The following is a 24,462-nucleotide window of genomic DNA, read 5'->3' on the forward strand; positions in this document are numbered from 1 at the left end:
CTTGGTTATGCGTCAGCTAAACAATCCCCCGTTTCACCCACGCCGCCCCGTAGGGTGCGCCGTGCGCACCAGGGCCCCCGCATCCGAGGTAAAGACGGTGCGCGCAGCGCACCAGCCTTCAAACCACCGTTACCCGTAAGACAAATAGCGCCGCGCGCCATTAAGGCTCCGGCCGATAGCCCAGACGCAAACCGCCCCAATGCTTGCCCTGCACCATGATCGGCACCGACAGGTCGTGCATCAGCTCGCCGGTATCACGCATGTAGGTCTGCAGTAGCAGTGCCTGCCTGTGGCTACCGCAGCGGATGCCGGTGCGGTCGTTGAACAGACGCTTGCCACGGCTGCGGGTGGCGTCGACTGCCGGATCGCCGCTCGGCGGGTGGTTGAATGCGGCGTTATGGGTCGGCACATAGCCTTCCGGGGTGGTGGAAATGGCGAACACCAGCCCTTCATGGCGCTTGAGCAGCGGCTCCTGCAGCGCCGGCAGCACCTGGTCGGCATACTGATCGAAGCGCGTGCGGTACTTCTGCGGCTGGGTGCCGGCAATCGGTTGGTAGCGACGGTCGAACAGATCGTCGAGGCCGATGCGTCCGGCCTGCAGGTCCTGCTCGAACTGCGCCGCGATGGCAGCGGCGCCTTCACGGGCCAGGTCATAGGCACGCTGATGGTAATCATCCAGACCCACCTCGGCGAGTTGCTCGCTGACCGTTTCGGCCTGGCCTACCAACTGTTCGGCTGCGTCTGCCAGTTGCCGCGTCTGCCCTTCGCTGCCTTGCACGTCGTCCTGCAATTGCAGTGCAGCAGCCGACAGGCTGGCCAGGCGCTGGTGATTGTCCGCCGTGCCGGCGCTGATCTGCGCCACCTGCTGCTCGACCTCCTCGGCCTGGTCGGCGATGCCGTGCAGGCGGCTGCCGGCTGTCTCTATCTGCTGCGCAGCCTGTTCCAGCTCGACGCTCTGACGCTGGATATGAGCGACCACCGCAGCGCTCTGCTGGCGGATGTCGGCGACCATCTGGCTGACTTCCTCGGTGGCGCTGGCGGTGCGCGCGGCAAGGTTGCGCACCTCGTCGGCGACCACGGCAAAACCACGCCCCATCTCACCGGCGCGGGCGGCCTCGATGGCCGCGTTGAGCGCCAGCAGATTGGTCTGGCTGGCGATGGACTGGATCACCTGGGTGACCTGTTCGATCTGTTCGGTACGGCTACCGAGACCATCGATAAGCTCACGGCTGGCCAGGGTCTGCGCACTGAGTTGCTGCATGCGCGCGATGGCCTGGTTGAGCTCGGCCTGACCGTTGGCACTGGCATCGCGCACATGCCGGGCCGCGGCCAGGGTCTGCTCGGCGCGGGCGGCGCTATCCTGCTCGGTATGAGTGATGGCCTCGGCGGCCTGGCTGACCTGCTGCACCGCCGTCAGCTGCGATTGCAGGCGGCCGGCCAGGTGCTTGACCGCATGGGCCACCTTGGCTGCAGACAGCGCGTTGTGGCAGGTGTGTCGCGACAGCCCGCGGCTGAGCTCGACGAAGTCAGTGCTGGCGACCTGCTGCGCGGCGGGCGAAGCGTCGTCGCGACGCTGCCATGGTCCCAGCCAGGGCCACAGCGCCAGCAGCAGGAGAGACAACACGCTGACATAGGACGGTAGCTGCACCTGCTGGTAGACCAGCATCAATGCAGCCAGCCCCAGGGCGTGAAGGAGACAGGCAACAGGTGAACGGACAAAGGCAGCTTGCATGACCGACCTCAGAGTTCTTGTTCTGGTGCGCGGCGAGGCGCTGTAGGCGGACGGGGTCACGGCGGGTTCTCTCCTTGAATATCCCACGCAACCTGGGCAGCAGGCTACGTGTACGACAGGCCCGACGAAAAATATGGGTATGCAGACCGGGCACGATGACCGGGATTCGAGCAGCTTGGAAGCACCAGCACCATAAAACTTTGGTAGCAACCTGCCATGAATTTGGGCAGTGCCCCGGCAGGATCAACAGGGCATCCAGAACAGCCTTTCGTAGCCTGACCCCGGCGCGTAATGGTGTTCACTCAAGAAGCGGTCGATCGCGATCAGTCCCCCAACCCCTCTCCCATTGATAGGCGAAGGGAGCCAAACGCGTGCAACCTCACGTGAGCAGCATTGCTCCCAGAGCGACGCTTTTCGAGTCTGCGCAGCGCCTACACACTCGCTGTATCGACACTTAACTCAGTGGCATTAGCAGGCTGTTGAAAAACCACCTCGGCTTTGGCCTCCCGCCCCCCCGTGCAGTCGTACCCCAGGTTTTTCAGAGGCCTGCTACCCCACCATGCGATGACGTTTGACGAAGCGCCGGTCCAGCCAGTCCTTGCAGTGCCCGTACAGCTGCCCGCCCGCACTCCAGTCGTGCCAACCGAGCAGCGCGCCGCCATCGCCAGTGGCGAGCAGGGCCAGGCTCTGCCATTGCGGCCGATACTGGCGCAGCGGACGCCCCTGCAGCGCGGCCTGCAAATTGGCGCTGAGTACCGGAGCCTGACGCACTGCGAAACGCCCGCTGCGGCGCATGCCGTCGAGGCTGGCGCTGTCACCGACGGCGAAGATCTGCGCGTGGGACTCGCATTGCAGGGTCGGGCGAATGGCGATGAATCCGGCTGCGTCGGTGGCCAGTTGGCTCGACGTCAGCCATGGCCAGGGACGCGCACCGCTGGCCAGCAGCAGGCGCCGCCCGCGCCATACCGGCTCGTCACCGCTGAGCAGCCAGTCATCCTCGATACGGCCGATCGGGCAATGCTCACGCACCTGCACACCACGCTGACGCAGATGGCCCAGTGCGCGCAGCCTTAGCCCCGGCCCCAGCCCATCGAGCAAGGTTCCGCCACAGAACAGCGCCAACGCCGGTACCTTGTCGGCCAGCGCCAGGGCCAGCTCCACACCTCCGGCTCCACCACCGAGAATCGCCATGCGTCGTGGCTCAGCCTGCCATTGCTGCCAGCCTTCGAGCATCCGTTCGATGGGCCTGGCGGCCAACACCTGCATCCCTTCGCCCTGTTGGGGTGGAATGGCCATGCCGGCGCCGACATTGAGCGACAGCCACTCGCTCTGCAGGCTACGGCCATCCGCGAGTTGCATGATGCGCGCATCGGCATCGAGCGAGGCGATCTCGCCCTCGATCAGCTCGACCTTGGCCGCGCGGCACAACGGCTGCAGCTCCACACGGCAGTCTGCAGGGCTGAAACGGCCGCTGATCAGCCCTGGCAACATGCCGGCGTACCAGGCTTCCGGGCCAGGGCTGAGCAAGCCGATACGGCCTGGCGGACGCTCCACCAGCGCCCAGCGGCGCAACACACCAAGATGGGCGTGGCCGGCCCCGGCCAGGATCAGGTCGTACTGGGTCATACGTTGTTGCATCCGTCGCGGTACTGGCTCGGCGTCTGGCCGGTCCAGCGTTTGAAGGCTCGGGCGAAGCTGCTGCTATCGCTGAAGCCGAGCAGATAGGCAATTTCACTGATCGAACAGCGCGGGTCGCGCATGTGCCGCAACGCCAGGGCGTGGCGCGTCTCGCCGAGCAGCGCCTCGTAGCGGGTGCCCTCCTCGGCCAGGTGCCGCTGCAGGCTGCGCAGGCTCAGATGCAGAGCCTGGGCGATACGCTCGGCGGAGGGCTCGCCATCAGGCAGCTGCAGCTCCAGGCAATTGCGCACCCGCTCGCTGCAGCTGGCTGCCTGCAGTTGCTCCAGGCTGCGTCTGAGCACTGTCTCGTTGTGTTCGGCCAGTTCCGGGTTGCCGTCGTCCAGCCGTTGTTCGAATGCGGCGCGGGGAAAGCGCAGCAGGCTTTCGGCGGCATCGAACTGCAGCGGAGCGCGAAATACCGCCTGCCAGGGCGTCGGGTCGGCTGGCTGCGGGCGCTGCAATTGCACCAGCAGCGGCGAGAACTCCCGGTTCAGGCGATTGCGACAGCTGCGCACGTAGATCGCAGCGAAGGCATCCAGCGCTTCGGGTGCCGGTGCCGGGCTGCCTGGCGGTACGCGAAAACGAAATTCGTAGACGTCTTCCAGCTCGCGCAACTCCAGCTGCAGCGCATCGCTGACCACCCGGTGATAGCGCACGATGCGTTCGAACATCTCGCGCAGGCTGCTGCTGGCGATCAACGCGTATCCCAGCGCGTGGAAGGTGGTCGGGCTGACGAACTGCGAAGTCTTCAGACCCAGCGCCGGATCACCACTGGCGGCCACCGCCAACTGCCACAGGCGCGTGGTGACCGACAGCGGGCAGCGCGCGTTGGGGTCGTCGAGCACTGTCGGGTCGAGGCCGGCGGCACGGCACAGCGCAGCGCTATCCAGCCCGAGGGCATCGAGCTGCTTGCGCAGAGCGCGGGTCCAGCTGGCCAGTGTGGTGGCTTCGGCAGTCATGCAGATTGGCGTATCCGGTAGGCAGGTTGGCGTGCTCGGTCGGGCACTCTGACGACCGTCACGGCACAGTGAAGTCACAACCCAATAACAAGAGGATGTCGGCATGTCGCCCTCTCCCGCAAGCCTTAATGACCAGCAACGCGCCGCTTGTATCCGTGAACAGGTGATGACCCACGGCAATGCCCTGCGCCAACGCTACCCGATCCTGCAACATCAGGACGCACTCGGTGCCGGCATCCTGGCCTTCGCCCTGCTCGGCATGCTCGGCTCGGCAGCGTTGTACATCGGTGGCTACCTGGCCTGGTGGGCGTGTCTGCTGCTCAACGCCTTCTTCGCCTCGCTGACTCACGAGCTGGAGCACGACCTGATTCACTCGATGTATTTCCGCAAGCGGCCGCTACCGCACAACCTGATGCTGGCGCTGGTCTGGCTGGCGCGGCCAAGTACCATCAACCCCTGGGTGCGCCGCCACCTGCACCTGAACCACCACAAGGTGTCCGGCAGCGAAGCCGACATGGAGGAGCGCGCCATCACCAACGGCGAGCCCTGGGGCATCGCTCGCCTGCTGATGGTCGGCGACAACATGATGAGTTCGTTGATTCGCTGGTTGCGGGCGAAGAACCCCGAGCACCGCCGGCTGATCCTCACCCGCACGCTGAAGGTCTACGCGCCGCTGGGGTTGCTCAACTGGGCGACCTGGTACCTGTTCCTCGGCTTCCATCTGCTGGACTGGGCCAGCGCCGCGCTCGGCGCCCCCATCGGCTGGCCGGCCAGCACGCTGAGCGTGATGGAAGTGGTGAACATTGCCGTGGTGGTACTGGTCGGGCCCAACGTGCTGCGCACCTTCTGTCTGCACTTCGTCAGTTCCAACATGCACTACTACGGCGATGTCGAGCCAGGCAACGTGATCCAGCAGACCCAGGTGCTCAACCCCTGGTGGCTATGGCCACTGCAGGCGTTCTGCTTCAACTTCGGCAGCAGTCATGCGATCCACCATTTCGTGGTCAAGGAGCCTTTCTACATTCGCCAACTGACCGTGCCGTTCGCCCACCGAGTGATGCGCGAGATGGGCGTGCGCTTCAACGACTTCGGCACTTTCGCCCGTGCCAATCGCTGGACGCGCCGTCAGAAGGCGGGCGAAGAGCGCACGCAGACTGCCTGACCCAGACTGGAGAGGCGGCGCAGTCAATCGTCACGCCATCCCGACGGATGAGACTCGCAGCGCAATCATCGCGCCAGTAGTCGGCTAGAATGGCTCTGCGCCCGACCGCTCCTCAGACCCGACAGCGTCCACCGGACTTCGGCGCCCTCGTAGTAGCCATGAGGCGCCCAGGATGCTTCGACCGCTTCGCTCACTGATATTGCTGCTTTGCCTGGCCTGCGTCGCGCCGGCCTGGGCGACCAGTGCGTTGCCGCTGCTCAAGCTCAGCGCAGCCGATCTAGCTACGCCGGTGAGCATCGAGCAAAGCCTGCTGCTGGAGGACCCCAGCGGCCAGCTGAGCGCCAGCGAGGTGCTGCAGCGCATCGCGCAAGAGGGCCGCCAGGTTCACGGTACCGCTCGCATCGGCTATACGCGCAGCGCCTGGTGGCTCGCCGTGCAACTGCAGACGCCGCCAGCGGAACGCCTGCAACTGATCATCGGCCAGACCTTCCTCGATGATCTGGAGGTCTGGCTGTTCGATGGCGAGCAGTCACTCGGCCCGCTGTACAGCGGCGCAAAACGTCCATTCGCCGAACGTGGCGAGCCCTATCCACAGTTTTTGCTCAACCTGCCGCGCCTGGGCGAAGGCCCATACAGCCTGCTGCTGCGCGTACAGAGTCATTCGGCGATCAACCTGCCATTGCAGGTGGTCGGCGCCGAACAGGGCCAACAACTGATCGCCCACAGTTGGCTGCAGAGCGGCCTGCTGATCGGCGCCCTGCTCGCCCTCGCACTGTTCTATCTGGTCAAGTACAGCACCCTGCGCGAAGCGCAGCTGGCCTACTTCAGCCTCACCTCGCTGTGCGTGGCGCTGTACAACATCAGCCTGTACAACATTGCCGGCCTGCTCTGGCCACAGTGGGCGCTGTTGCCCAAATTGCTGGTCAATCTACCCACTGCCGGGATGATGATCTTCAGCTCGCTGTTCATCGCCAGCGCCCTGGGCCTGCAACTCGGACGCCTGCGCTGGCTGCGCAATGTCCTGTTCGCGGCCACCTTGCTGGTCAGTGTCGGCGGCGTCCTCGTCGACCATCCCCACGCCTACCAGACACTCAACCTGCTGACGCTGGCCACCGGGCTGTATCAGTTGCTGCTGATGATCCTCGGCGTCTATCAGCGCCGCCCCTATGCGCCCGGCTACATGCTGTGCTGGAGCGCCGCACTGGTGCTGATGTTGCTGGTGCCGCTGAGCCGCGCCGGACTGATTCCGCTGCCCGCCGGTTTCTACGCGCTTTACGCCTACCTGCCGGCGCTGAGCATGCTGCTGTTCGGTGCCCTGCTCGACAAGCAGCTGGAGCGCGTGCGCCGCGTGCTGCTGAGCAGCCAGGCGCAGGCCATCGACAACCTGGAGCAGTACCAGGCACTGTTTCGCCACAGCGGCGAGGGCATCTTCCGCTGTGACCACGACGGCAGACTGCTGGAAGCCAACCCGAGCCTGGCGCGTCTGCTCGGCAGCGATACACCGGCCGTCCAACTGGTCGGGTTGCCGCTACAGCGACTGCTCGGCGAAACCCAGTGGCGCGAGCTGCAGCAGCAACTCGACACCCAGGCCGGCACGGTCGCCTGCGAATGCCAGCTGTACGACCTGAAACAGCGCCCACTCTGGGTCTACCTGTCGCTGCACCTGCGCCCTCAGCGAGACCGCATCGAAGGCATAGTGGTCGACCTCAGCGAACGCCGCGCGCTCGAGGAACGCCTGCAACAGCTGGCTGCACATGACGCGCTGACCGGCCTGCTCAACCGCCGCGAGCTGGAAAGGCTGCTCTCGGAAACCCTGGGCGGTACCGCCAAGCGCCGCTTCAGCCATCTGCTGCACCTGAGCCTGGACCGCTTCAAGCAGGTCAACGACCTGTGTGGCCACTCCGCCGGTGACCAGTTGCTCAGGCAACTGGCAACCCAGCTCGCGCACCAGTTGCCGCGCCATGCCGAGCTGGCCCGCGTCGGTGGTGACGAGTTCGCCGTACTGCTGCGCGAGGTCGATGACGAGGCCGCCCTCAAGCAGGCCGAGGCCTTGCGCCGGGCGGTCGAACAGTTCGTCTTCACGTGGCAGGGGCGCCCCTTCCGTCTCCACACCAGCATCGGCCTGCTCGCCCTCGGCTCTGGCGTGCGCGACTGGGAGACCGCACTGACCTGGGCCAGCAGCGCCAGCCAACTGGCCAAGCACCAGGGCCGCAACCGCGTGTGCCAGTTCAACCCGGAAGACGGCGCGCTGCTCGAACATCAACGCCAGTTGCAGTGGATTACCCGCCTGCGTGAAGCCTGCGAACGCGGTCACTTCGAGCTGTTCTTCCAACCCGTACAAGCGCTGCAGAGCGCCACCGCCGGCCTGCACTACGAAGTGCTGTTGCGCTACCGCGATCCGCAGAGCGGCGAGTGGATCAGCCCGGCGCAGTTTCTCGATGCAGCGGCGCGCTATGACTTTCTCGGCGCCATCGATCGCTGGGTCGTCCAGCATCTGTGCGCCTGGCTGGCCGCCAACCCACGGCACCTGGCGCAACTGGCTCAGGTCAACGTCAACCTCAGCGCCAACTCTCTGCTCGATTCCGACTTCCACCGTTTGCTGCAGGACGAACTGCAGCACCACGGCCTGCCCCCCGGAAAATTCTGCATCGAAGTGACGGAAATGGTCGCCCTGGGAGAGCTGGGCGTCTCCGCCCAGTGGATCGAGGAGCTACGCAGCAAGGGGCTGAAAGTCGCCCTGGACGATTTCGGCAGCGGCTTCGCCTCCTACGCTTATCTGCGTCACTTGCCGCTGGATATCCTCAAGATCGACGGCAGCTTTATCAGCGGTATCGAGAACGACCCGATCAACCAGGCCATGGTCGGCTCGATGCGCCAGATTGCCGGGCAATTGGGCCTGCTCACCGTCGCCGAATTCGTCGAGACCCAGGCCAGCCTGGATTGCCTGCGCCGCCTGGGCATCGACTACGCGCAGGGCTACTTCGTTGGCCGCCCGCAGCCCTTGCGGCAACTGGCCGACGACGCGCGGCGTCACGACACTCAGGAAGCCTGATAGAGCGCCACCGGCACGCGCTCGAGCAGCGCCGGGTCCAAGCGCAACATGCGCACGCAGCGCGCTTCGACCAGGCTGGCTGGTAGCTCGTTGTTCGGCAGGGCCAGCAACAGACCGGTGAGGTTGAGCACCAGCGCCTCACGCGAGAACACGCCGCTGCCCAGGCCGTAGAGTGCTGCGATCAGCTCTCGCAGGCCGAACGGCAATCGCCAGCGGATACGCAAGGCCGAACCGAAGCTCGCCGAGCGGCACAGCATCGCATCGTCGATCTGCTCATTACTCAGTTCACCACCCGCTTCCTGCCAGTCCTGCAGGCTGCGCAGCAGGGCCAGTTCGCCCAGATTGTGCAGCAGACCGGCGGTGTAACAGAGCTCGGCGTCCAGCTTCAGTTCGAGCGCCAGCCAGCGCGCCAGCTCGGCGCTGCGTCGCGCCTGCTGCCAGGTATGCGCAGCCAATTCTGCCAGGCGCGGGTCACGCAACTGTGCATTGCGCTGCAGCGCCAGGCCCAGCACCAGATTCAGCGTGCGCGCCACACCAAGGCGCTGCAGCGCCTGGGTCAGGGTATGACAAGGCACACCCTGATGCTGCGCGGCGGAGCTGGCAGCGGCAATCAGCAGCGCGGTGATCTGCGGGTCGCTGCCGAATACCGCCTCCAGCTCGCCCAGGTCCTGCTCGCCGGCCTGTAGCCCCTGACTCACGGCATTGCGTACATCGCTGAGCAGCGGCGCGCCCTGCCCCTCTTCGCGCACCGTATCGAGATAGTCACGCAGCTCGCTGAGCAACAGCGGCTGACGCACCGCCACGGCGGTCGCAGGCGCGGGCAACAATGTGCGCAGACGCTGACGCAGACTCTCGGCATTGAAGGGCTTGGCCAGGTAGACACTGGGCGCCAGCGGCCGCGCGGCGCGCACGCTGCTGGCATCCAGGCGACCGCTGATGAGCACGAACGGCAGCGCCGGTGTACGCGGGTGACGGCGCAACTGGCGCAGCAGCTCCAGGCCGTCGAGCCCCGGCAACTCGCCATCGGCGATCACCAGATCGGGCAAGCGCCGCTTGCAGCGGGCCAGAGCCGCCTGACCATCGCTGACCTGCAGCACACGGGCATCGCCACACACGTCGAGCACCAGTTGCTGCAACAGGTTGGACGTCCAGGGATCCGCCTCGGCAATCAGGACTTCCACACAATGAGCTGAAGCGGTCATGCGAGCCTCTGGGCGAATGACGAACGGAGGATGCCCGAACCCCATGTACCCACATCCACCAAAAAGCTGATGGATGAGTCAGTTCCACGGCAACGGCGCAGTCTAAACCGAGGTGTTGTGTGACGTAAGTCGCAGGTGAGCGAGTTGCGCAAAAAAAATGCGCGACCAATAGCCGCGCCAACCGACCAGCGCAAATGAGCCGCGCAGGCGCGAGTCCGAGGGGGAAACACGGGCAAAAAAAAGCCCGCCGATCAGGGCGGGCTTCTTTGCAGGCAGCCGATCAATTACTTGATCTTGGCTTCCTTGTACATCACGTGCTTGCGTACGACCGGATCGAATTTCTTGATTTCGATCTTGTCGGGGGTGGTGCGCTTGTTCTTGTCGGTGGTGTAGAAGTGGCCGGTACCGGCGCTGGACACCAAACGGATCAGTTCACGCATGACTCTCTCCTTAAACCTTTTCGCCGCGAGCGCGCAGCTCAGCCAGCACTACGTCGATGCCACGCTTGTCGATGACGCGCATGCCTTTGGCAGATACGCGCAGACGCACGAAGCGCTTCTCGGACTCGACCCAGAAGCGATGGTGCTGCAGGTTCGGCAGGAAACGACGACGGGTTTTGTTGTTTGCGTGGGAAATGTTGTTCCCGGTTACCGGACCCTTACCGGTAACTTGACAGACTCTCGACATGCCTCAGCCCTCTAAAACCACATGCCCAACCCGGCATGGGTTGGCCGCTTAAACTCAATGTCATTGGCGCTCGGCGCCGCGTTTCTCGAGGGTCTTACCGGGCGCACTGGATAGCGCAAGAACCGGGCCCCTAGAAAAGAGCGCTGCTTTATACCAGAAAGCCCTGAAGGCAACAAGGAAAACCGCAGGATAAAACCCAATCCCGAGCCAGCAGACCCGCCGGGGGCCGGCCCGTTGGGGCCTGATCAAGATTTGACCGCTCGTCGCCTCGATCAGGTATTCAGCTCATGGCAAATCGACTAGGGTTGCAAGCTTGCCGTCAACGCCAGGAATGAGGACTTCACCATGCGCCTGCTACTCGCCGCTCTGCTATGCACCCCGATCCTGGCCCAGGCCGCCACCCTCAGTGTGTGCACCGAAGCCAGCCCCGAGGGTTTCGACGTGGTGCAGTACAACTCGCTGACCACCACCAACGCCTCGGCGGACATGCTGATGAACCGCCTGGTGGAATTCGACGCCGAGCAGGGCAAACTGCTGCCAAGCCTGGCGCGCAGCTGGTCGATCTCCGCCGACGGCCTGGTGTATGACTTCACTCTGCGCGACGACGTGCAATTTCACCAAAGCGCCGACTTCACGCCCAGTCGCACGCTCGATGCCCGAGACGTGCTGTTCAGCTTCCAGCGCATGCTCGACGACCAGCATCCCTGGCACAAGGTCGCCGCCAGTGGCTACCCACATGCCCAGTCGATGCAGTGGCCAAGCCTGATCGCCAAGGTCGAGGCAGCGGATGCCCAGAGCGTACGCATCACCCTGAACCGCCGCGATGCCACCTTCCTCGCCACCCTGAGCATGGGCTTCGCCTCGATCTACTCTGCCGAATATGCCGACAAACTCCTGGCTGCCGGTACCCCGCAGAAGCTCAACAGCGCGCCCATCGGCAGCGGACCGTTCGTCTTCGAGCGGTTCCAGAAGGATGCCGTGGTGCGCTACCGCGCCAACCCGGACTATTTCGCCGGCAAGCCGGGCGTGGAGCGGGTGATATTCGCCATCACTCCGGACAGCAACGTGCGCCTGCAGAAGCTGCGCCGCGGCGAATGCCAGATCGCCCTGTCGCCGAAACCACAGGACGTACAGGCCATCGCCGGCGACGCCAAACTGAAAAGCGCACAGACCGCCGCGTTCATGACCGCCTTCGTCGGTATCAACAGCCAGCACCCACCACTGGACAAACCGCAGGTGCGCCAGGCGATCAACCTGGCGTTCGACAAGACCAGCTACGTCAAGGCCGTGTTCGAAGGCAGCGCCGAGCCCGCCAGCGGCCCCTATCCACCGAACACCTGGAGCTATGCAAGCGAACTGCCCGGCTACGCGCACGAACCGGAAAAAGCCCGCGCCCTGTTGGCCGAAGCGGGCCTGGCTGACGGCTTCAAAACCACCATCTGGACACGCCCCAGCGGCAGCCTGCTCAACCCCAACCCGAGCCTCGGCGCGCAGTTGCTGCAGGCGGATCTGGCCAAGGTCGGCATCGCTGCTGAAATTCGCGTGATCGAATGGGGAGAGCTGATCCGCCGCGCCAAGGCCGGCGAGCACGACCTGCTGTTCATGGGCTGGGCCGGCGACAACGGCGACCCGGACAACTTCCTCACCCCGCAATTCGCCTGCGCCTCGGTGGAGTCAGGCCTGAACTTCGCGCGCTACTGCGACGAAGCGCTGGACAAGCTGATCGCGGACGGCAAGACCAGCAGCGACCAGGATGAGCGCAGCCGCCTCTATCATCAGGCGCAGCAGATCATTCAGGAGCAGGCGCTGTGGCTGCCGCTGGCCCACCCCACTGCCTTCGCCCTGCTCAGCGCCAAGGTGCAGGGCTACAAGGTCAGTCCGTTCGGCCGACAGAATTTTGCCTCGGTGCAGATGGCACCATAAGCCGTCATCCTGGTGGGCTGAAGCCCACCCTGCGCACTCCAGGAGCGCCGCCCCTACATCCAGCCCAGCTCGGCCATCGACAGCGGCTCACCATCACCGATGATGAAGTGATCGAGCACGCGCACCTCGACCAGCGCCAGGGCATCCTTGAGACGCTGGGTCAGCACGCGGTCGGCCTGGCTGGGCTCCGCTACACCCGATGGGTGGTTATGAGTGAGGATGACGGCTGCGGCATTGTTGGCCAGAGCGCGTTTGACCACCTGCCTGGGATAAACGCTGGCGCTGTCGATGCTGCCGCGAAACAGCACCTCGAACGCCAGCACGCGATGTTTGGCATCGAGAAACAGGCAACCGAATACCTCATGCGGTTCGTGGCGCAGCTGCGCCTTGAGGTAGTCACGCACCGTCTGCGGGCTTTCCAGCGCCGAATCGCGGCGCAGGCGCTCGGCCAGATGGCGCCGCGACATCTCCAGCACCGCCTGCAGTTGGGCGTACTTGGCCGGCCCCAGGCCGAGGTGCTGGCTGAAGCCAGCCAGATCGGCTTCCAGAAGGACTCTAAGACTGCCGAACTCGCTCAGCAGATAACGCGCCAGGTCCACCGCACTCTTGCCGGTCACCCCGGTACGCAGAAAGATCGCCAACAGTTCGGCGTCGGTCAGCGACGCCGCGCCCTGCTCCAGCAATTTCTCCCGCGGACGCTCTGCCGCGGGCCAGTCACGAATGCTCATGTACACCTCCYTGTCGAGCCAGGCGCCCGCTGTTCCGCTGCGGGCGCTGTGCTATCGTAGCCCATCTTTTTACACGGGGCCGGCCTGGGGAGGCGTTGGTCACGTGGCGCACATCCACCGGTTTATAAAAGGCAGGCCTATGCAGCGGCTGTATCGCAAACGCATCATCGTCGGCGTGGGGGGCGGTATTGCTGCCTACAAGAGCGCCGAACTGGTTCGCCGACTCAAGGATCAGGGCGCCGAAGTCCGCGTGGTGATGACCCAGGGCGGACGCGAGTTCATCACCCCGCTGACCCTGCAGGCCCTTTCCGGCCACCCCGTGCACCTCGACCTGCTCGACCCGGCCGCCGAAGCGGCGATGGGCCACATCGAGCTGGCGCGCTGGGCCGATCTGATCCTCATCGCCCCGGCCACCGCCGACCTCATCGCGCGCCTCGCTCAGGGTGTGGCCAACGACCTGCTCACCACCCTGGTGCTGGCCACCGACGCGCCGATTGCTCTGGCTCCGGCGATGAACCAGGCCATGTGGCGCGACGCCGCCACCCAGGCCAACCTCGAACTGCTGCAAAGTCGCGGTATGCGCCTGTTCGGCCCGGCATCCGGCAGCCAGGCCTGTGGCGATGTCGGCCTCGGTCGCATGCTCGAAGCCAATGATCTGGCCCAGCTGGCCGCAGACTGCTTCCAGCGCCAGGCACTGGACGGCCTGCACATCCTGATTACCGCCGGCCCGACCCAGGAAAACATCGATCCGGTGCGCTACATCACCAACCACAGCTCCGGCAAGATGGGCTTCGCCCTGGCCGAGGCCGCTGCCGAAGCTGGCGCGCGAGTGACTCTGGTCAGCGGCCCGGTGCACCTGCCGACGCCGGACCGGGTCAGCCGCATCGACGTGGTCAGCGCTCGCGACATGCTCGCCGCTTGCGAAGCGGCCATGCCTTGTGACGTGCTGATTGCCGCCGCGGCAGTAGCCGACTACCGCCCGGAAGTGGTAGCCCAGCACAAATTGAAGAAAGACCCCAGCAGTGGCGAAGGGATGCTCCTGCAAATGGTGCGCAACCCGGATATCCTCGCCACCATCGCCGGCCGCGAAGATCGCCCGTTCAGCGTGGGCTTCGCCGCCGAGACCGAGAACCTGCTCGAATACGCCTCGCGCAAGCTGCGCGACAAGAATCTCGACCTGATCGTCGCCAATGATGTGGCCAACCCCAGCATCGGCTTCAATAGTGAAGAGAACGCCATCACCGTGATCGACCGTGGGCTGCAGCAAACCAGCTTCGCCCAGACCAGCAAGGGCAAGATTGCCCGCCAATTGATCACCCTTATCGCCGAACGACTGAACAAGAACTGACCATGCACGCTCTGCAAGCCAAGATCCTCGACCCCCGCCTCGGCCAGGAATTTCCGCTGCCGCAATACGCCACACCCGGTTCCGCCGGCCTCGACCTGCGCGCCATGCTCAAGGAGGAGATCGTCCTCGAGCCAGGCCAGACCGTGCTGATTCCGACGGGGTTGTCGATCTACATCGGCGACCCTGGCCTGGCCGCGATGATCCTGCCGCGCTCGGGCCTCGGCCACAAACACGGCATCGTCCTCGGCAACCTGGTCGGCCTGATCGACTCGGATTACCAGGGCGAACTGATGGTCTCGTGCTGGAACCGTGGCCAGACGCCTTTCACCATCGCCATCGGCGAACGTATCGCCCAGTTGGTGCTGGTACCGGTGGTGCAGGCCCACTTCGAGTTGGTCGAGCAGTTCGACGAGACTCAACGTGGCGCCGGCGGCTTCGGCCACTCCGGTAGCCACTGATTCATCCCCCACAGGACGACCCGCCGAGGAGCACCCACGTGAAACTCTTCAAGCGTACCGCCAAGGAAGCCAACGCGGCTGCCAGCCTGGTGCCGAGCAAGCCCAAGGGCAAGAAGGCTAACCCCTTGCAGGGCGCACTGCTACCCGGTCTGCTGGCCGCACTGATCGGTGGGGCCGCAGGCGCCGCGCTGCTGTGGTTTGCCGACAACAGCAGCAGCCAGGCACGCCAGACAGAGCTGGTGCAGGCCATGGGCAGTAGCCAGGCCTCTGCCGTGCAGCAGGTGCTCAAGCAATTACAAGCCGACAGCCTCGCCGCAGCACGCAACCCGGAGCTGTTGCAAGCACTGCAAAGCGGCGACAACCTGCGGGTCAGTGAAGTCGAGCGGCGCCTGGGCTACTGGGATGGCGTGATCGATGCCCATCTCAATCGCCGCGGCGAAGCGGTACAGAACACGTCCCGCACCGCGCCGATGAACTTCGCCGGCCTGGATATGCTGCGCCGCACTGAAAGCGGTCAGCAACCCGCTATCGAAGCCTATCGCGTGGGTGAGCGCTGGCTGGCATACAGTGCCGTGGCGCTGCGCCTGAGTGAGAACCAGCCGGCACAGGGTACGCTGCTGCTGGCTTTCGATCTGCAGCGACTGCTCGCAGCCATACCAGCGCTACCGCCAGAGTATGGCCAGGTGCAGCTGGTGCAGCAGTTCGCCAACACGCCGCCGCAGATTCTGCTACAGCGCGGTCAGGCAGGCGATGCAGCCGCTGCGCAGACCTTCGCCACCGGCAACCCCTACTGGAAGATCAGCTTCGCCCCCGGCCCCGGCCTGGCTCAAGGCAGCATTTCTCCCGCGATGCTCGGCCTCGCGTTCCTGCTTGCATTGGGCGGCGCACTGATCGGCATGATCCTGGTGCAGGGCGCGCTGCAGCGGCGCGTCAATCTCGACGCCCAGCAACTCGGGCAAATGCTCAAAGAACTCTCCGCCGGTAAGAACGTCAAAGCCTTCAGCCTCAGCATGCCGGTTCTCGATGCACTGGCCCAGAGCCTGGCGCGATTGCCGCGCCGCAGTGGCCCTGAAGGCAGCAGTACCCCCGTTAAAGGAACAGCTGCGGCACCCGCCGCTCAGCCGGCAGCCAAGCCAGCCGAGCTGGTCGACCCGCTGTTTCAGGACACCGATATCCTCGATATCGACATTCTCGATGAAGACCAGGATCTCCTGGGACTGGAGCAGAACCCCGCAATGAGCACTCGCCAAAGCGCCCCTAAACTTCCCGACGACATCTTCCGCGCCTACGACATCCGTGGGGTGGTGGGCGACACCCTGACCGCCGAATACGCCTACTGGATTGGCCGCGCCATCGGCTCGCAGAGCCTGGCCCAGGGCGAGCCCAAGGTCATCGCTGGCCGCGACGGCCGCCTCTCCGGCCCGGAACTGCTGCAACAGCTGGTACAGGGCCTGCTCGACTGCGGCTGCGAAGTGACCGATGTCGGCATGGTGCCGACCCCTGTGGTGTACTTCGCCGCCAACGTGCTGGAAGGCCGCTCGGCCGTGATGCTTACCGGCAGCCACAACCCGCCGGACTACAACGGCTTCAAGATCATCATCGCGGGCGACACCCTGGCCAACGAGCAGATCGTCGCGCTGAAAACCCGCCTGGACAACAACGACCTGGCCAGCGGCGTCGGCAGCGTGCAGCAGGTCGACGTCCTGCAGCGCTACTTCAAGACCATTCGTGACGACATCGCCATGGCCAAGCCGCTGCGCGTGGTGGTCGACTGCGGTAACGGCGCCGCCGGCGTGATCGCCCCGCAACTGATCGAAGCCCTGGGCTGCAGCGTGATTCCGCTGTTCTGCGAAGTGGACGGCACCTTCCCCAACCACCACCCGGACCCGGGCAAACCGGAGAATCTGGTCGATCTGATCGCCCGCGTCAAAGCGGAGAACGCCGACCTGGGCCTGGCGTTCGACGGTGACGGAGACCGTGTCGGTGTGGTGACCAACACCGGCAATATCGTCTACCCGGATCGCCTGCTGATGCTGTTTGCCAAGGACGTGGTCTCGCGCAACCCCGGCGCCGACATCATCTTCGACGTCAAATGCACCCGTCGCCTGACCCCGCTGATCAGCGGCTACGGCGGTCGCCCGGTGATGTGGAAGACCGGCCACTCGCTGATCAAGAAGAAAATGAAGGAAACCGGTGCCCTGCTGGCCGGCGAGATGAGCGGTCACATCTTCTTCAAGGAGCGCTGGTACGGTTTCGATGACGGCATCTACAGTGCTGCCCGTCTGCTGGAAATCCTCAGCCTCGAAAAACGCAACGCCGAGCAAGTGTTCAGCGCTTTCCCCAGCGACATTTCAACGCCGGAAATCAACATCAAGGTCACCGAGCAGACCAAGTTCGGCATGATCGAACGCCTGCAGCGTGAAGGCCAGTGGGGCGAAGCGAACATCACCAGCATCGATGGCGTGCGCGTCGACTATCCCAAGGGTTGGGGTCTGATTCGTGCGTCCAACACCACACCGGTGCTGGTGCTGCGCTTCGAAGCCGACACCCAGGAAGAGCTGGAGCGTATCCAGGATGTGTTCCGTGTTCAGCTGCTAAAGGTCGCCCCCGACCTGCAACTGCCCTTTTGACCGATTTGTTTCAGGAGCCCATGCATGACCCTCGAGCGTGACGCCGCTGCCCAGGTTGCCAAGGTACTGTCCGAAGCCCTGCCCTATATCCGCCGCTTCGTCGGCAAGACCCTGGTGATCAAGTACGGCGGCAACGCCATGGAAAGCGAGGAGCTCAAGCAGGGCTTCGCCCGCGACATCGTGCTGATGAAAGCCGTCGGCATCAACCCGGTGGTGGTGCACGGTGGCGGCCCGCAAATTGGCGACCTGCTCAAGCGACTGTCCATCGAGAGCCACTTCATCGACGGCATGCGCGTCACCGATACCGCCACCATGGACGTGGTGGAAATGGTGCTCGGCGGCCAGGTCAACAAGAGCATCGTCAACCTGATCAACCAGCATGGCGGCAGCGCTATCGGCCTGACCGGTAAGGATGCAGGCCTGATCCGCGCCAAGAAGCTCACGGTCAGCCGCCAGACGCCAGAGATGACCCAGCCGGAAATCATCGACATCGGCCATGTCGGCGAGGTCACCGGGGTCAACACCGACCTGCTGAACATGCTGGTCAAGGGCGACTTCATCCCGGTCATCGCGCCCATCGGCGTCGGCCCGGGCGGTGAGTCCTACAACATCAACGCCGACCTGGTCGCTGGCAAGGTGGCTGAGGCGCTGAAGGCCGAAAAACTGATGCTGCTGACCAACATCGCCGGCCTGATGAACAAGCAGGGCGAGGTGCTCACCGGCCTCACTACCGAGCAGGTCAATGACCTTATTGCCGACGGCACCATCTACGGCGGCATGCTGCCGAAGATCAAATGCGCCCTGGAAGCAGTGCAGGGTGGCGTGACCAGTTCGCACATCATCGATGGCCGTGTACCCAATGCAGTGTTGCTGGAAATCTTCACCGACATCGGCAATGGCACCATGATCAGCAACCGCAAACGCCCCTAAACAGCGGCCGCAACGCGGCCTTCTGATGCCCCTCTCCCCCTGGGGCGAAGAGGCGCGCTTGTGGAAGCACTGCTTCCTGCGCCGATGAGCGCCTGATCGCTGGCGATCAGGCCGGGGCGCGGAGCGGGGTGCCCGCAGGGCGGGTGAGGGCAAGCGGTCGCCACGCATCCCTCTGATGCCCCTCGCCCTCCGGGAGACGACTGCATGGATGCAGGAGGTAGAGCGACGCAGGAAGCCAAAGCCGAGGGTGCCCGCAGGGCGAACCGGTGCGCGCGGCGCACCCTACGAGATGACGCCGGCCATCGAACAGCCTTATCGCAAGCCATCCGCACACCGACTCGAACTTGCCGCAGCCCTCCTCAACATGCACGCTCGCCAGGCAATCTTCGCCAAGGAGCGCCCATGAGCAGCCTGCCCGAACTCAGCCAGTTCAGCTTTTTCCATGCCTTGCGCGTGCGCTGGGCAGAAGTCGATCCGCAAAGCATCGTCTTCAACGGCCACTACCTGACCTACGCCGACGTCGCCATCACCGAATACTTCCGTGCGCTGGGCGTCGCCTACCCCGGTGACCTGGCTCGGGACGGCGGCGATTTCTTCGCCATCCGCGCCTTGCTCGAATACCGCGCCCCGGCGCGCTTCGACGATCAGTTGCAGATTGGCGTGCGCAGCGCGCGCCTGGGCCGATCCAGCCTGACCTTCGCACTCGGCATCTGGCGCGACGGCGAGCTGCTGACCAGCGGCGAAATCGTCTATGTTCACGCAGACGGCACGACACGCAGCAGCGCGCCGCTGCCGCAGTGGCTCAGGGAAAAAATCGAGAGTTTCGAGAATACTCAGCCACTAGGCTGAATGACTGAGCCCTAAGGCTTTTTCTGCGGCTCGCCAAACAACTCGGCCAGGCGCGCACGATCAGCGGCAAAACCCGCCTCGGCCTGGGTGCGCGTCTCCTTGTAACGGGCGATATCACGCTGCAGGCGCCGCTGCTCTTCCTTGAGGTTGTTGATCTGCGCCAGCAAATGCTCCGGTACCTGGCGCCCGGCACGCTCATGGTCGGCAGCCTGGCTCTGCAAGTTGGCCTGCTGAGTACGCACCGACTGCAGATTGCCACGCGCGACGCTGGTGACACTGTCGAGTTCGGCCAGCTTGCGCTCACGGGCACGGTCAACATCATCGAGATTGGTGTACAGGCGCAGCAGCTGGGCATCGCTGCTGGCGCGCGCCTTGTCCGCCTGCATGCGGGCGAACTCTTCAGGCGTCGGGGCCGGCGGGATCACACGCAGCACGCGCCCCTGATCATTGAGCACCTCGTAACCCTTGCCGATGAACTCCGGCGGCACACCCTGGCGACTGAGCACCGTCACACCCTTGTCATCGACGTAGCGATACAGCTCGGCAGCCACACCAGACAGCGGCAGTAGCAGGCTACAGAGCAGCGTACAGCGGGTCAGGAGCGGTGCAGGCATAAGACGACCTTGTGCTAGGGCTAGATTCCGTACTCGGCGCGATAGGCTTCGACAGCCGGCAGATATTGCTTCAGTTCAGCATCCCCTGCCAGATATTCCAATACCTGTTCGAGTGACACGATACTCACTACGGGCATGCCGAAGTCGCGCTCGACTTCCTGAATGGCGGAAAGCTCGCCCTGACCACGCTCCTGGCGGTTCAGCGCGATCAACGTGCCGGCAGCCTGCGCGCCCTGGCCCTGGATGATCTGCATCACCTCACGAATCGCGGTGCCGGCGGTGATCACGTCATCGACGATCAGCACACGGCCCTTGAGTGGCGCACCGACCAGGGTGCCGCCCTCGCCATGGTCCTTGGCTTCCTTGCGGTTGAAGCACCAGGGCAGATCGCGCTGATGATGCTCGGCCAGCGCCACTGCAGTGGTCGCCGCCAGCGGAATCCCCTTGTAGGCCGGGCCGAACAGCACATCGAAGTCGATACCGCTGTCGACGATGGCCGCCGCGTAAAAACGCCCCAGCTGAGCCAGCGCCAGACCGCTGTCGAACAGGCCGGCATTGAAGAAATAAGGGCTGGTACGCCCGGACTTGAGGGTGAACTGACCGAAACGCAGAACACCGCGTTCGATGGCAAAGCGAATGAAATCGCGCTGGTACGCTTGCATGAAAAGTCCCGGACGGCACGGATTTAGCTAAATGAGGTGAGCTCGGGTATCATACACGCACGTGTTTTTGGGGGCCATTTATGCGGATCATCAGTGTGAACGTGAATGGTATTCAGGCTGCGGCCGAGCGAGGTCTGCTCAGCTGGCTGCAAGCCCAGAATGCCGACGTGATCTGCCTGCAAGACACCCGTGCCTCCGCCTTTGAAATGGACGACCAAGCCTTCCAACTGGACGGTTATTTCCTCTATGCATGCGACGGTGAAGTGCCCAGCCAAGGTGGCGTGGCGCTCTACTCGCGATTGCAACCCAAGGCGGTGATCAGCGGCCTCGGCTTCGAGATGGCCGATCGCTACGGGCGCTACCTGCAGGCCGATTTCGACAAGGTAAGTATCGCCACCTTGCTCTTGCCAAGCGGGCGGGACGGTGACGAGAGCTTGAATCAGAAATTCAAGTTCATGGACGACTTCACCCACTATCTGGACAAGCAACGCCGCAAGCGTCGCGAGTACATCTACTGCGGCTCGCTGCATGTAGCGCACCAGAAGCTGGACGTGAAGAACTGGCGTGACTGCCAGCAATCACCAGGTTTCCTGGCGCCCGAGCGCGCCTGGATGGATGAGGTGGTTGGCAATATGGGTTATGTCGATGCCCTGCGCGAAGTCAGCCGCGAAGGTGACCAGTTCAGCTGGTGGCCGGATAACGAGCAGGCGGAAATGCTCAACCTGGGCTATCGCTTCGACTACCAGCTGCTCACTCCGGGCATGCGCCGTAGTGTGCGCAGCGCACGCCTGCCACGTCAGCCGCGCTTCTCCCAGCATGCGCCGCTGATCGTCGATTACGACTGGATTCTCAGCATCTGATCGACAGGTAAGAGTCATGAAAAAGCCGGCTGATCGCCGGCTTTTTGTTGCACGCAGGTTTACTTCACCAAACGCCAACTGAAGGGGTAGCGATAGGGCTGCCCTTCATTGGCCTTGATACCCGCAATGATGGTCAACACCAGCGCCGCCAGGCCCAACAGCATCAGCAGCGGGAAGCCGATCACCACCACCATCAGAATGAAACAGACCACTGCGGCCAGCGCTACGCTGATCTGGAAGTTCAGCGCTTCCTTGCCCTGGGCATCGACGAAGGGGTCGAGGTCTTTCTTGATCTGCCAGATGATCAGCGGGCCAAGCAGATTGCCAAAGGGGAACACCAACCCGAGAAACGCGGCGAAGTGGCAGAACATCGCCCACTGACGCGCTTCCTGACTGGGCGTCGGAACCGGGTTTTGCATATCGTCATTCATGCGGGTGCTCCTTGCTCGGTTGAGGGTCTCAGTCGACCAGCGCGGTCTTCTGCAGTTCAAAGATCTCGTTCATGCCCTTCTGCGCCAACGCCAGCATGGCGTTGAATTCTTCAGGCTGGAACGGTGCGCCTTCGGCAGTGCCCTGCACTTCGATGAAGCCGCCTGCATTGGTCATTACCACGTTGAGGTCGGTCTCGGCGGCGGAGTCTTCCAGGTAATCCAGATCCAGCACCGGCTCGCCCTGGTAGATGCCGACCGACACCGCAGCGATCATCTGCTTGAGCGGATCGCCCTTGAGCGCGCCACGCTTCTTCAGCACTTTCAACGCATCGATCAGCGCCACCATGGCGCCAGTGATCGAAGCGGTACGGGTGCCACCGTCAGCCTGGATCACATCGCAATCGACATACAGGGTGTTCTCGCCCAGCTTGGTCATATCCAGTGCCGCGCGCAGCGAGCGACCGATCAGGCGCTGAATTTCCAGGGTACGGCCACCCTGCTTGCCACGGCTGGCTTCACGCTGGTTACGCTCGCCGGTGGCACGCGGCAGCATGCCGTATTCGGCAGTCAGCCAACCCTGGCCCTGACCCTTGAGGAAACGCGGCACGCCCGACTCGACGCTGACGGTGCAGATCACCTTGGTGTCGCCGAACTCCACCAGCACCGATCCCTCGGCGTGCTTGGTGTAGTTGCGGGTGATGCGAATCGAGCGCAACTGATCGGCGGCGCGGCCACTGGGACGTTTCATCGAGCGATACCTACTTCATTAAGTGAAAACAGCACGCATTATAGGGGGCGGTCGAGCAAGGCGACACGCCGAATTGGCGCCAGCAGATGGCAGGCCCGATCGCCTGCACATGAAATGGGTAGGCGCCGTGAGCTACAATCCTGCGTTTTTCGAGCCGACTTCCACGAGGTATCCCATGGTTCATAGCATGACGGCCTTTGCCCGCAATGAGCAGGCAACCGCTCACGGCACACTGAGCTGGGAGCTGCGCTCGGTCAACCACCGCTATCTCGAACCGCACCTGCGCCTGCCGGAAGCCTTCCGCGATCTCGAAGGCGCCGTGCGCGAAGCCCTGCGCCAGGGTCTGTCACGCGGCAAGGTGGAATGCACTCTGCGCTTCGCCGAAGAAAGTGCCGGCAAACAATTGCAGGTCGACAGCGAGCGTGCTCGCCAACTGATCGCCGCCGCCGAACAGGTCGCCGGGCTGATTCAGCAACCGGCCCCGCTCAACCCGCTGGAAGTGCTGGCCTGGCCCGGCGTGCTGGTGGCCGACTCGACCGACCCGCAGGCGCTGAACACTGCAGCTTTGAAGCTGTTCGACCAGGCGCTGGGCGAACTCAAGGCCGGCCGTGCTCGAGAAGGCGCCGAGCTGGCCAAGCTGCTCAACGAGCGCCTCGACAGCATCCTCGACGAAGTCGCCGCCCTGCGCGAACTGGTACCGCAGATGCTTGCCGGGCAGCGCGCCAAGATCGAAACCCGCTTCGCCGAGATGCAGGCCGAGCTCGACCCGCAACGCCTGGAACAGGAACTGGTGCTGCTGGCGCAGAAGAGTGACGTGGCCGAGGAACTGGATCGCCTCAGTACCCATGTCAGCGAAGTCCGTCGCGTGCTCAAGGCCGGCGGTGCTGCCGGGCGGCGCCTGGACTTCCTCATGCAGGAGCTCAATCGAGAAGCCAACACCCTCGGTTCCAAGGCCTTCGATCCGCGCAGCACACAGGCTGCAGTCAATCTGAAGGTGCTCATCGAACAGATGCGTGAGCAAGTACAGAACATCGAGTGAAAACTGCTGCGCTAGGCTATACCGCGCATAAATCAGGTTCGAAATGCTCATTTACAGTCGTAGACTCCGCTTTCTCACCTGATTTCGCCTTGTCTAGCCGTCGCTCGCTACGTTTTCACGCCCATCAAGATTTGCTCAGGAAGCTCTAATGGCCACCACCGGCACCCTCTACATCGTTTCCGCTCCCTCCGGCGCCGGCAAGACCAGCCTGGTCAAGGCCCTGATCGACAGCGAGGCGCAGATTCGCGTCTCGGTCTCGCATACCACCCGCGCCATGCGTCCAGGTGAGGTGGACGGAGTCAACTACCACTTCGTCGACCACGCGCAGTTCAACGTCATGCTCGAACGCAGCGAATTTCTCGAGCATGCCCAGGTTTTCGACAACCTCTACGGCACCTCGCAGAAATGGGTCGAGCAGACCCTGAACGAAGGCTTCGACCTGATTCTGGAGATCGACTGGCAGGGCGCGCAGCAAGTGCGCAAGCTGATGCCGCAGAGCAAATCCATCTTCATCCTGCCGCCGACCCAGGAAGCTTTGCGTCACCGCCTGACCAACCGCGGCCAGGACAGCGGCGAGATCATCGAACGACGCATGCGCGAGGCCGTCAGCGAGATGAGCCACTACGTCGAATACGACTACCTGGTGATCAACGACGACTTCAATCACGCCCTGAGCGACCTGAAAGCCATCTTCCGCAGCAACCAGTTGGCGCAAACACAGCAACAGCAGCGCCATGCCGGCCTGCTCAGCGAGCTGTTGGCATAACAGCA

At 63.9% G+C, this 24,462-nt stretch carries 22 protein-coding genes; 11 read left to right on the forward strand and 11 right to left on the reverse strand.

Features of this window, described 5'->3' with window-relative positions:
- Nucleotides 1-160: 160 nt before the first annotated feature.
- The 3 genes from INS93_RS21775 to INS93_RS21785 all read right to left on the reverse strand — a co-directional run bounded on the left by INS93_RS21775 (nt 161) and on the right by INS93_RS21785 (nt 4,368).
- Nucleotides 161-1,732, reverse strand: coding sequence for a methyl-accepting chemotaxis protein (locus tag INS93_RS21775; protein ID WP_192985509.1), 1,572 nt, complete (start codon nt 1,730-1,732; stop codon nt 161-163).
- A gap of 549 nt (nt 1,733-2,281) precedes the next feature.
- Entirely contained in the window at nt 2,282-3,358 is a 1,077-nt protein-coding gene (locus INS93_RS21780) for an FAD-dependent oxidoreductase (RefSeq protein ID WP_160018799.1), read from the reverse strand.
- Complete coding sequence (locus INS93_RS21785; RefSeq protein WP_160018798.1) at nt 3,355-4,368, reverse strand: AraC family transcriptional regulator; 1,014 nt, start codon at nt 4,366-4,368, stop codon at nt 3,355-3,357. The genes INS93_RS21780 and INS93_RS21785 overlap by 4 nt, the downstream gene beginning before the upstream one ends.
- A 103-nt stretch (nt 4,369-4,471) precedes the next feature.
- Between INS93_RS21785 and INS93_RS21790 the strand changes: the two genes are divergently transcribed.
- Complete coding sequence (locus tag INS93_RS21790; RefSeq protein ID WP_192985510.1) at nt 4,472-5,530, forward strand: fatty acid desaturase; 1,059 nt, start codon at nt 4,472-4,474, stop codon at nt 5,528-5,530.
- 172 nt (nt 5,531-5,702) lie between these two features.
- Nucleotides 5,703-8,582, forward strand: a complete 2,880-nt coding sequence (locus INS93_RS21795; protein ID WP_192985511.1) for an EAL domain-containing protein — start codon at nt 5,703-5,705, stop codon at nt 8,580-8,582.
- On the opposite strand, the gene INS93_RS21800 is transcribed toward INS93_RS21795, so the two are convergent.
- From INS93_RS21800 to rpmB, 3 genes are all read right to left on the reverse strand, one after another.
- Complete coding sequence (locus INS93_RS21800; protein ID WP_192985512.1) at nt 8,570-9,784, reverse strand: HDOD domain-containing protein; 1,215 nt, start codon at nt 9,782-9,784, stop codon at nt 8,570-8,572. The two genes, INS93_RS21795 and INS93_RS21800, sit on opposite strands and share 13 nt — an antisense overlap.
- A 284-nt stretch (nt 9,785-10,068) precedes the next feature.
- Nucleotides 10,069-10,224, reverse strand: coding sequence for a 50S ribosomal protein L33 (gene rpmG / locus INS93_RS21805; RefSeq protein ID WP_003464575.1), 156 nt, complete (start codon nt 10,222-10,224; stop codon nt 10,069-10,071).
- 10 nt (nt 10,225-10,234) lie between these two features.
- Entirely contained in the window at nt 10,235-10,471 is a 237-nt protein-coding gene (gene rpmB, locus INS93_RS21810) for a 50S ribosomal protein L28 (RefSeq protein ID WP_003242523.1), read from the reverse strand.
- Between the two features lie 345 nt (nt 10,472-10,816).
- On the opposite strand from rpmB, the gene INS93_RS21815 reads away from it, so the two are divergent.
- The gene (locus INS93_RS21815; RefSeq protein WP_192985513.1) at nt 10,817-12,394 is read left to right on the forward strand and encodes an ABC transporter substrate-binding protein; all 1,578 of its coding nucleotides are present in this window, start codon (nt 10,817-10,819) and stop codon (nt 12,392-12,394) included.
- Nucleotides 12,395-12,447: 53 nt separating this feature from the next.
- Here the strand turns inward: INS93_RS21815 and radC are convergent, their stop codons facing one another.
- A complete protein-coding gene (radC, locus tag INS93_RS21820) occupies nt 12,448-13,122 on the reverse strand; it encodes a RadC family protein (RefSeq protein ID WP_160018793.1) in 675 nt (224 codons plus the stop codon).
- Between the two features lie 139 nt (nt 13,123-13,261).
- Between radC and coaBC the strand changes: the two genes are divergently transcribed.
- From coaBC to INS93_RS21845, 5 genes are all read left to right on the forward strand, one after another.
- On the forward strand, nt 13,262-14,470 hold the full coding sequence (coaBC, locus tag INS93_RS21825; protein ID WP_017676056.1) for a bifunctional phosphopantothenoylcysteine decarboxylase/phosphopantothenate--cysteine ligase CoaBC: 1,209 nt from the start codon (nt 13,262-13,264) through the stop codon (nt 14,468-14,470).
- Between the two features lie 2 nt (nt 14,471-14,472).
- Nucleotides 14,473-14,928, forward strand: coding sequence for a dUTP diphosphatase (gene dut / locus INS93_RS21830; RefSeq protein ID WP_074682220.1), 456 nt, complete (start codon nt 14,473-14,475; stop codon nt 14,926-14,928).
- Nucleotides 14,929-16,163: 1,235 nt separating this feature from the next.
- Entirely contained in the window at nt 16,164-17,558 is a 1,395-nt protein-coding gene (gene algC / locus INS93_RS24740) for a phosphomannomutase/phosphoglucomutase (protein ID WP_226945670.1), read from the forward strand.
- 24 nt (nt 17,559-17,582) lie between these two features.
- On the forward strand, nt 17,583-18,488 hold the full coding sequence (gene argB / locus INS93_RS21840) for an acetylglutamate kinase (protein WP_017676059.1): 906 nt from the start codon (nt 17,583-17,585) through the stop codon (nt 18,486-18,488).
- A 402-nt stretch (nt 18,489-18,890) separates the two neighbouring features.
- On the forward strand, nt 18,891-19,337 hold the full coding sequence (locus tag INS93_RS21845; protein ID WP_192985515.1) for an acyl-CoA thioesterase: 447 nt from the start codon (nt 18,891-18,893) through the stop codon (nt 19,335-19,337).
- A gap of 11 nt (nt 19,338-19,348) precedes the next feature.
- On the opposite strand, the gene INS93_RS21850 is transcribed toward INS93_RS21845, so the two are convergent.
- Nucleotides 19,349-19,951 (reverse strand): DUF4124 domain-containing protein, encoded by a 603-nt coding sequence (locus tag INS93_RS21850; protein ID WP_160018791.1) that lies wholly within the window; start codon nt 19,949-19,951, stop codon nt 19,349-19,351.
- Nucleotides 19,952-19,971: 20 nt separating this feature from the next.
- On the reverse strand, nt 19,972-20,613 hold the full coding sequence (gene pyrE, locus INS93_RS21855) for an orotate phosphoribosyltransferase (protein WP_013717752.1): 642 nt from the start codon (nt 20,611-20,613) through the stop codon (nt 19,972-19,974).
- A gap of 80 nt (nt 20,614-20,693) precedes the next feature.
- Here pyrE and INS93_RS21860 point away from each other — a divergent pair, with 80 nt between their 5' ends.
- The gene (locus INS93_RS21860) at nt 20,694-21,473 is read left to right on the forward strand and encodes an exodeoxyribonuclease III (RefSeq protein WP_017676062.1); all 780 of its coding nucleotides are present in this window, start codon (nt 20,694-20,696) and stop codon (nt 21,471-21,473) included.
- Between the two features lie 59 nt (nt 21,474-21,532).
- Here the strand turns inward: INS93_RS21860 and INS93_RS21865 are convergent, their stop codons facing one another.
- Nucleotides 21,533-21,904 carry a DUF4870 domain-containing protein gene (locus tag INS93_RS21865; RefSeq protein ID WP_017676063.1) on the reverse strand — a complete coding sequence of 124 codons (372 nt, stop codon included), beginning with the start codon at nt 21,902-21,904 and terminating at the stop codon, nt 21,533-21,535.
- Between the two features lie 28 nt (nt 21,905-21,932).
- A complete protein-coding gene (rph, locus tag INS93_RS21870) occupies nt 21,933-22,652 on the reverse strand; it encodes a ribonuclease PH (protein ID WP_192985516.1) in 720 nt (239 codons plus the stop codon).
- Nucleotides 22,653-22,827: 175 nt separating this feature from the next.
- Between rph and INS93_RS21875 the strand changes: the two genes are divergently transcribed.
- Nucleotides 22,828-23,691: a YicC/YloC family endoribonuclease gene (locus tag INS93_RS21875; protein ID WP_192985517.1), complete on the forward strand. Its 864-nt coding sequence runs from the start codon at nt 22,828-22,830 to the stop codon at nt 23,689-23,691.
- Nucleotides 23,692-23,839: 148 nt separating this feature from the next.
- Nucleotides 23,840-24,457, forward strand: coding sequence for a guanylate kinase (gmk, locus tag INS93_RS21880; protein ID WP_192985518.1), 618 nt, complete (start codon nt 23,840-23,842; stop codon nt 24,455-24,457).
- Nucleotides 24,458-24,462 lie beyond the last annotated feature (5 nt).

The sequence above is a fragment of the Pseudomonas sp. EggHat1 genome (assembly GCF_014892995.1).
Classification (GTDB): domain Bacteria; phylum Pseudomonadota; class Gammaproteobacteria; order Pseudomonadales; family Pseudomonadaceae; genus Aquipseudomonas; species Aquipseudomonas chaetocerotis.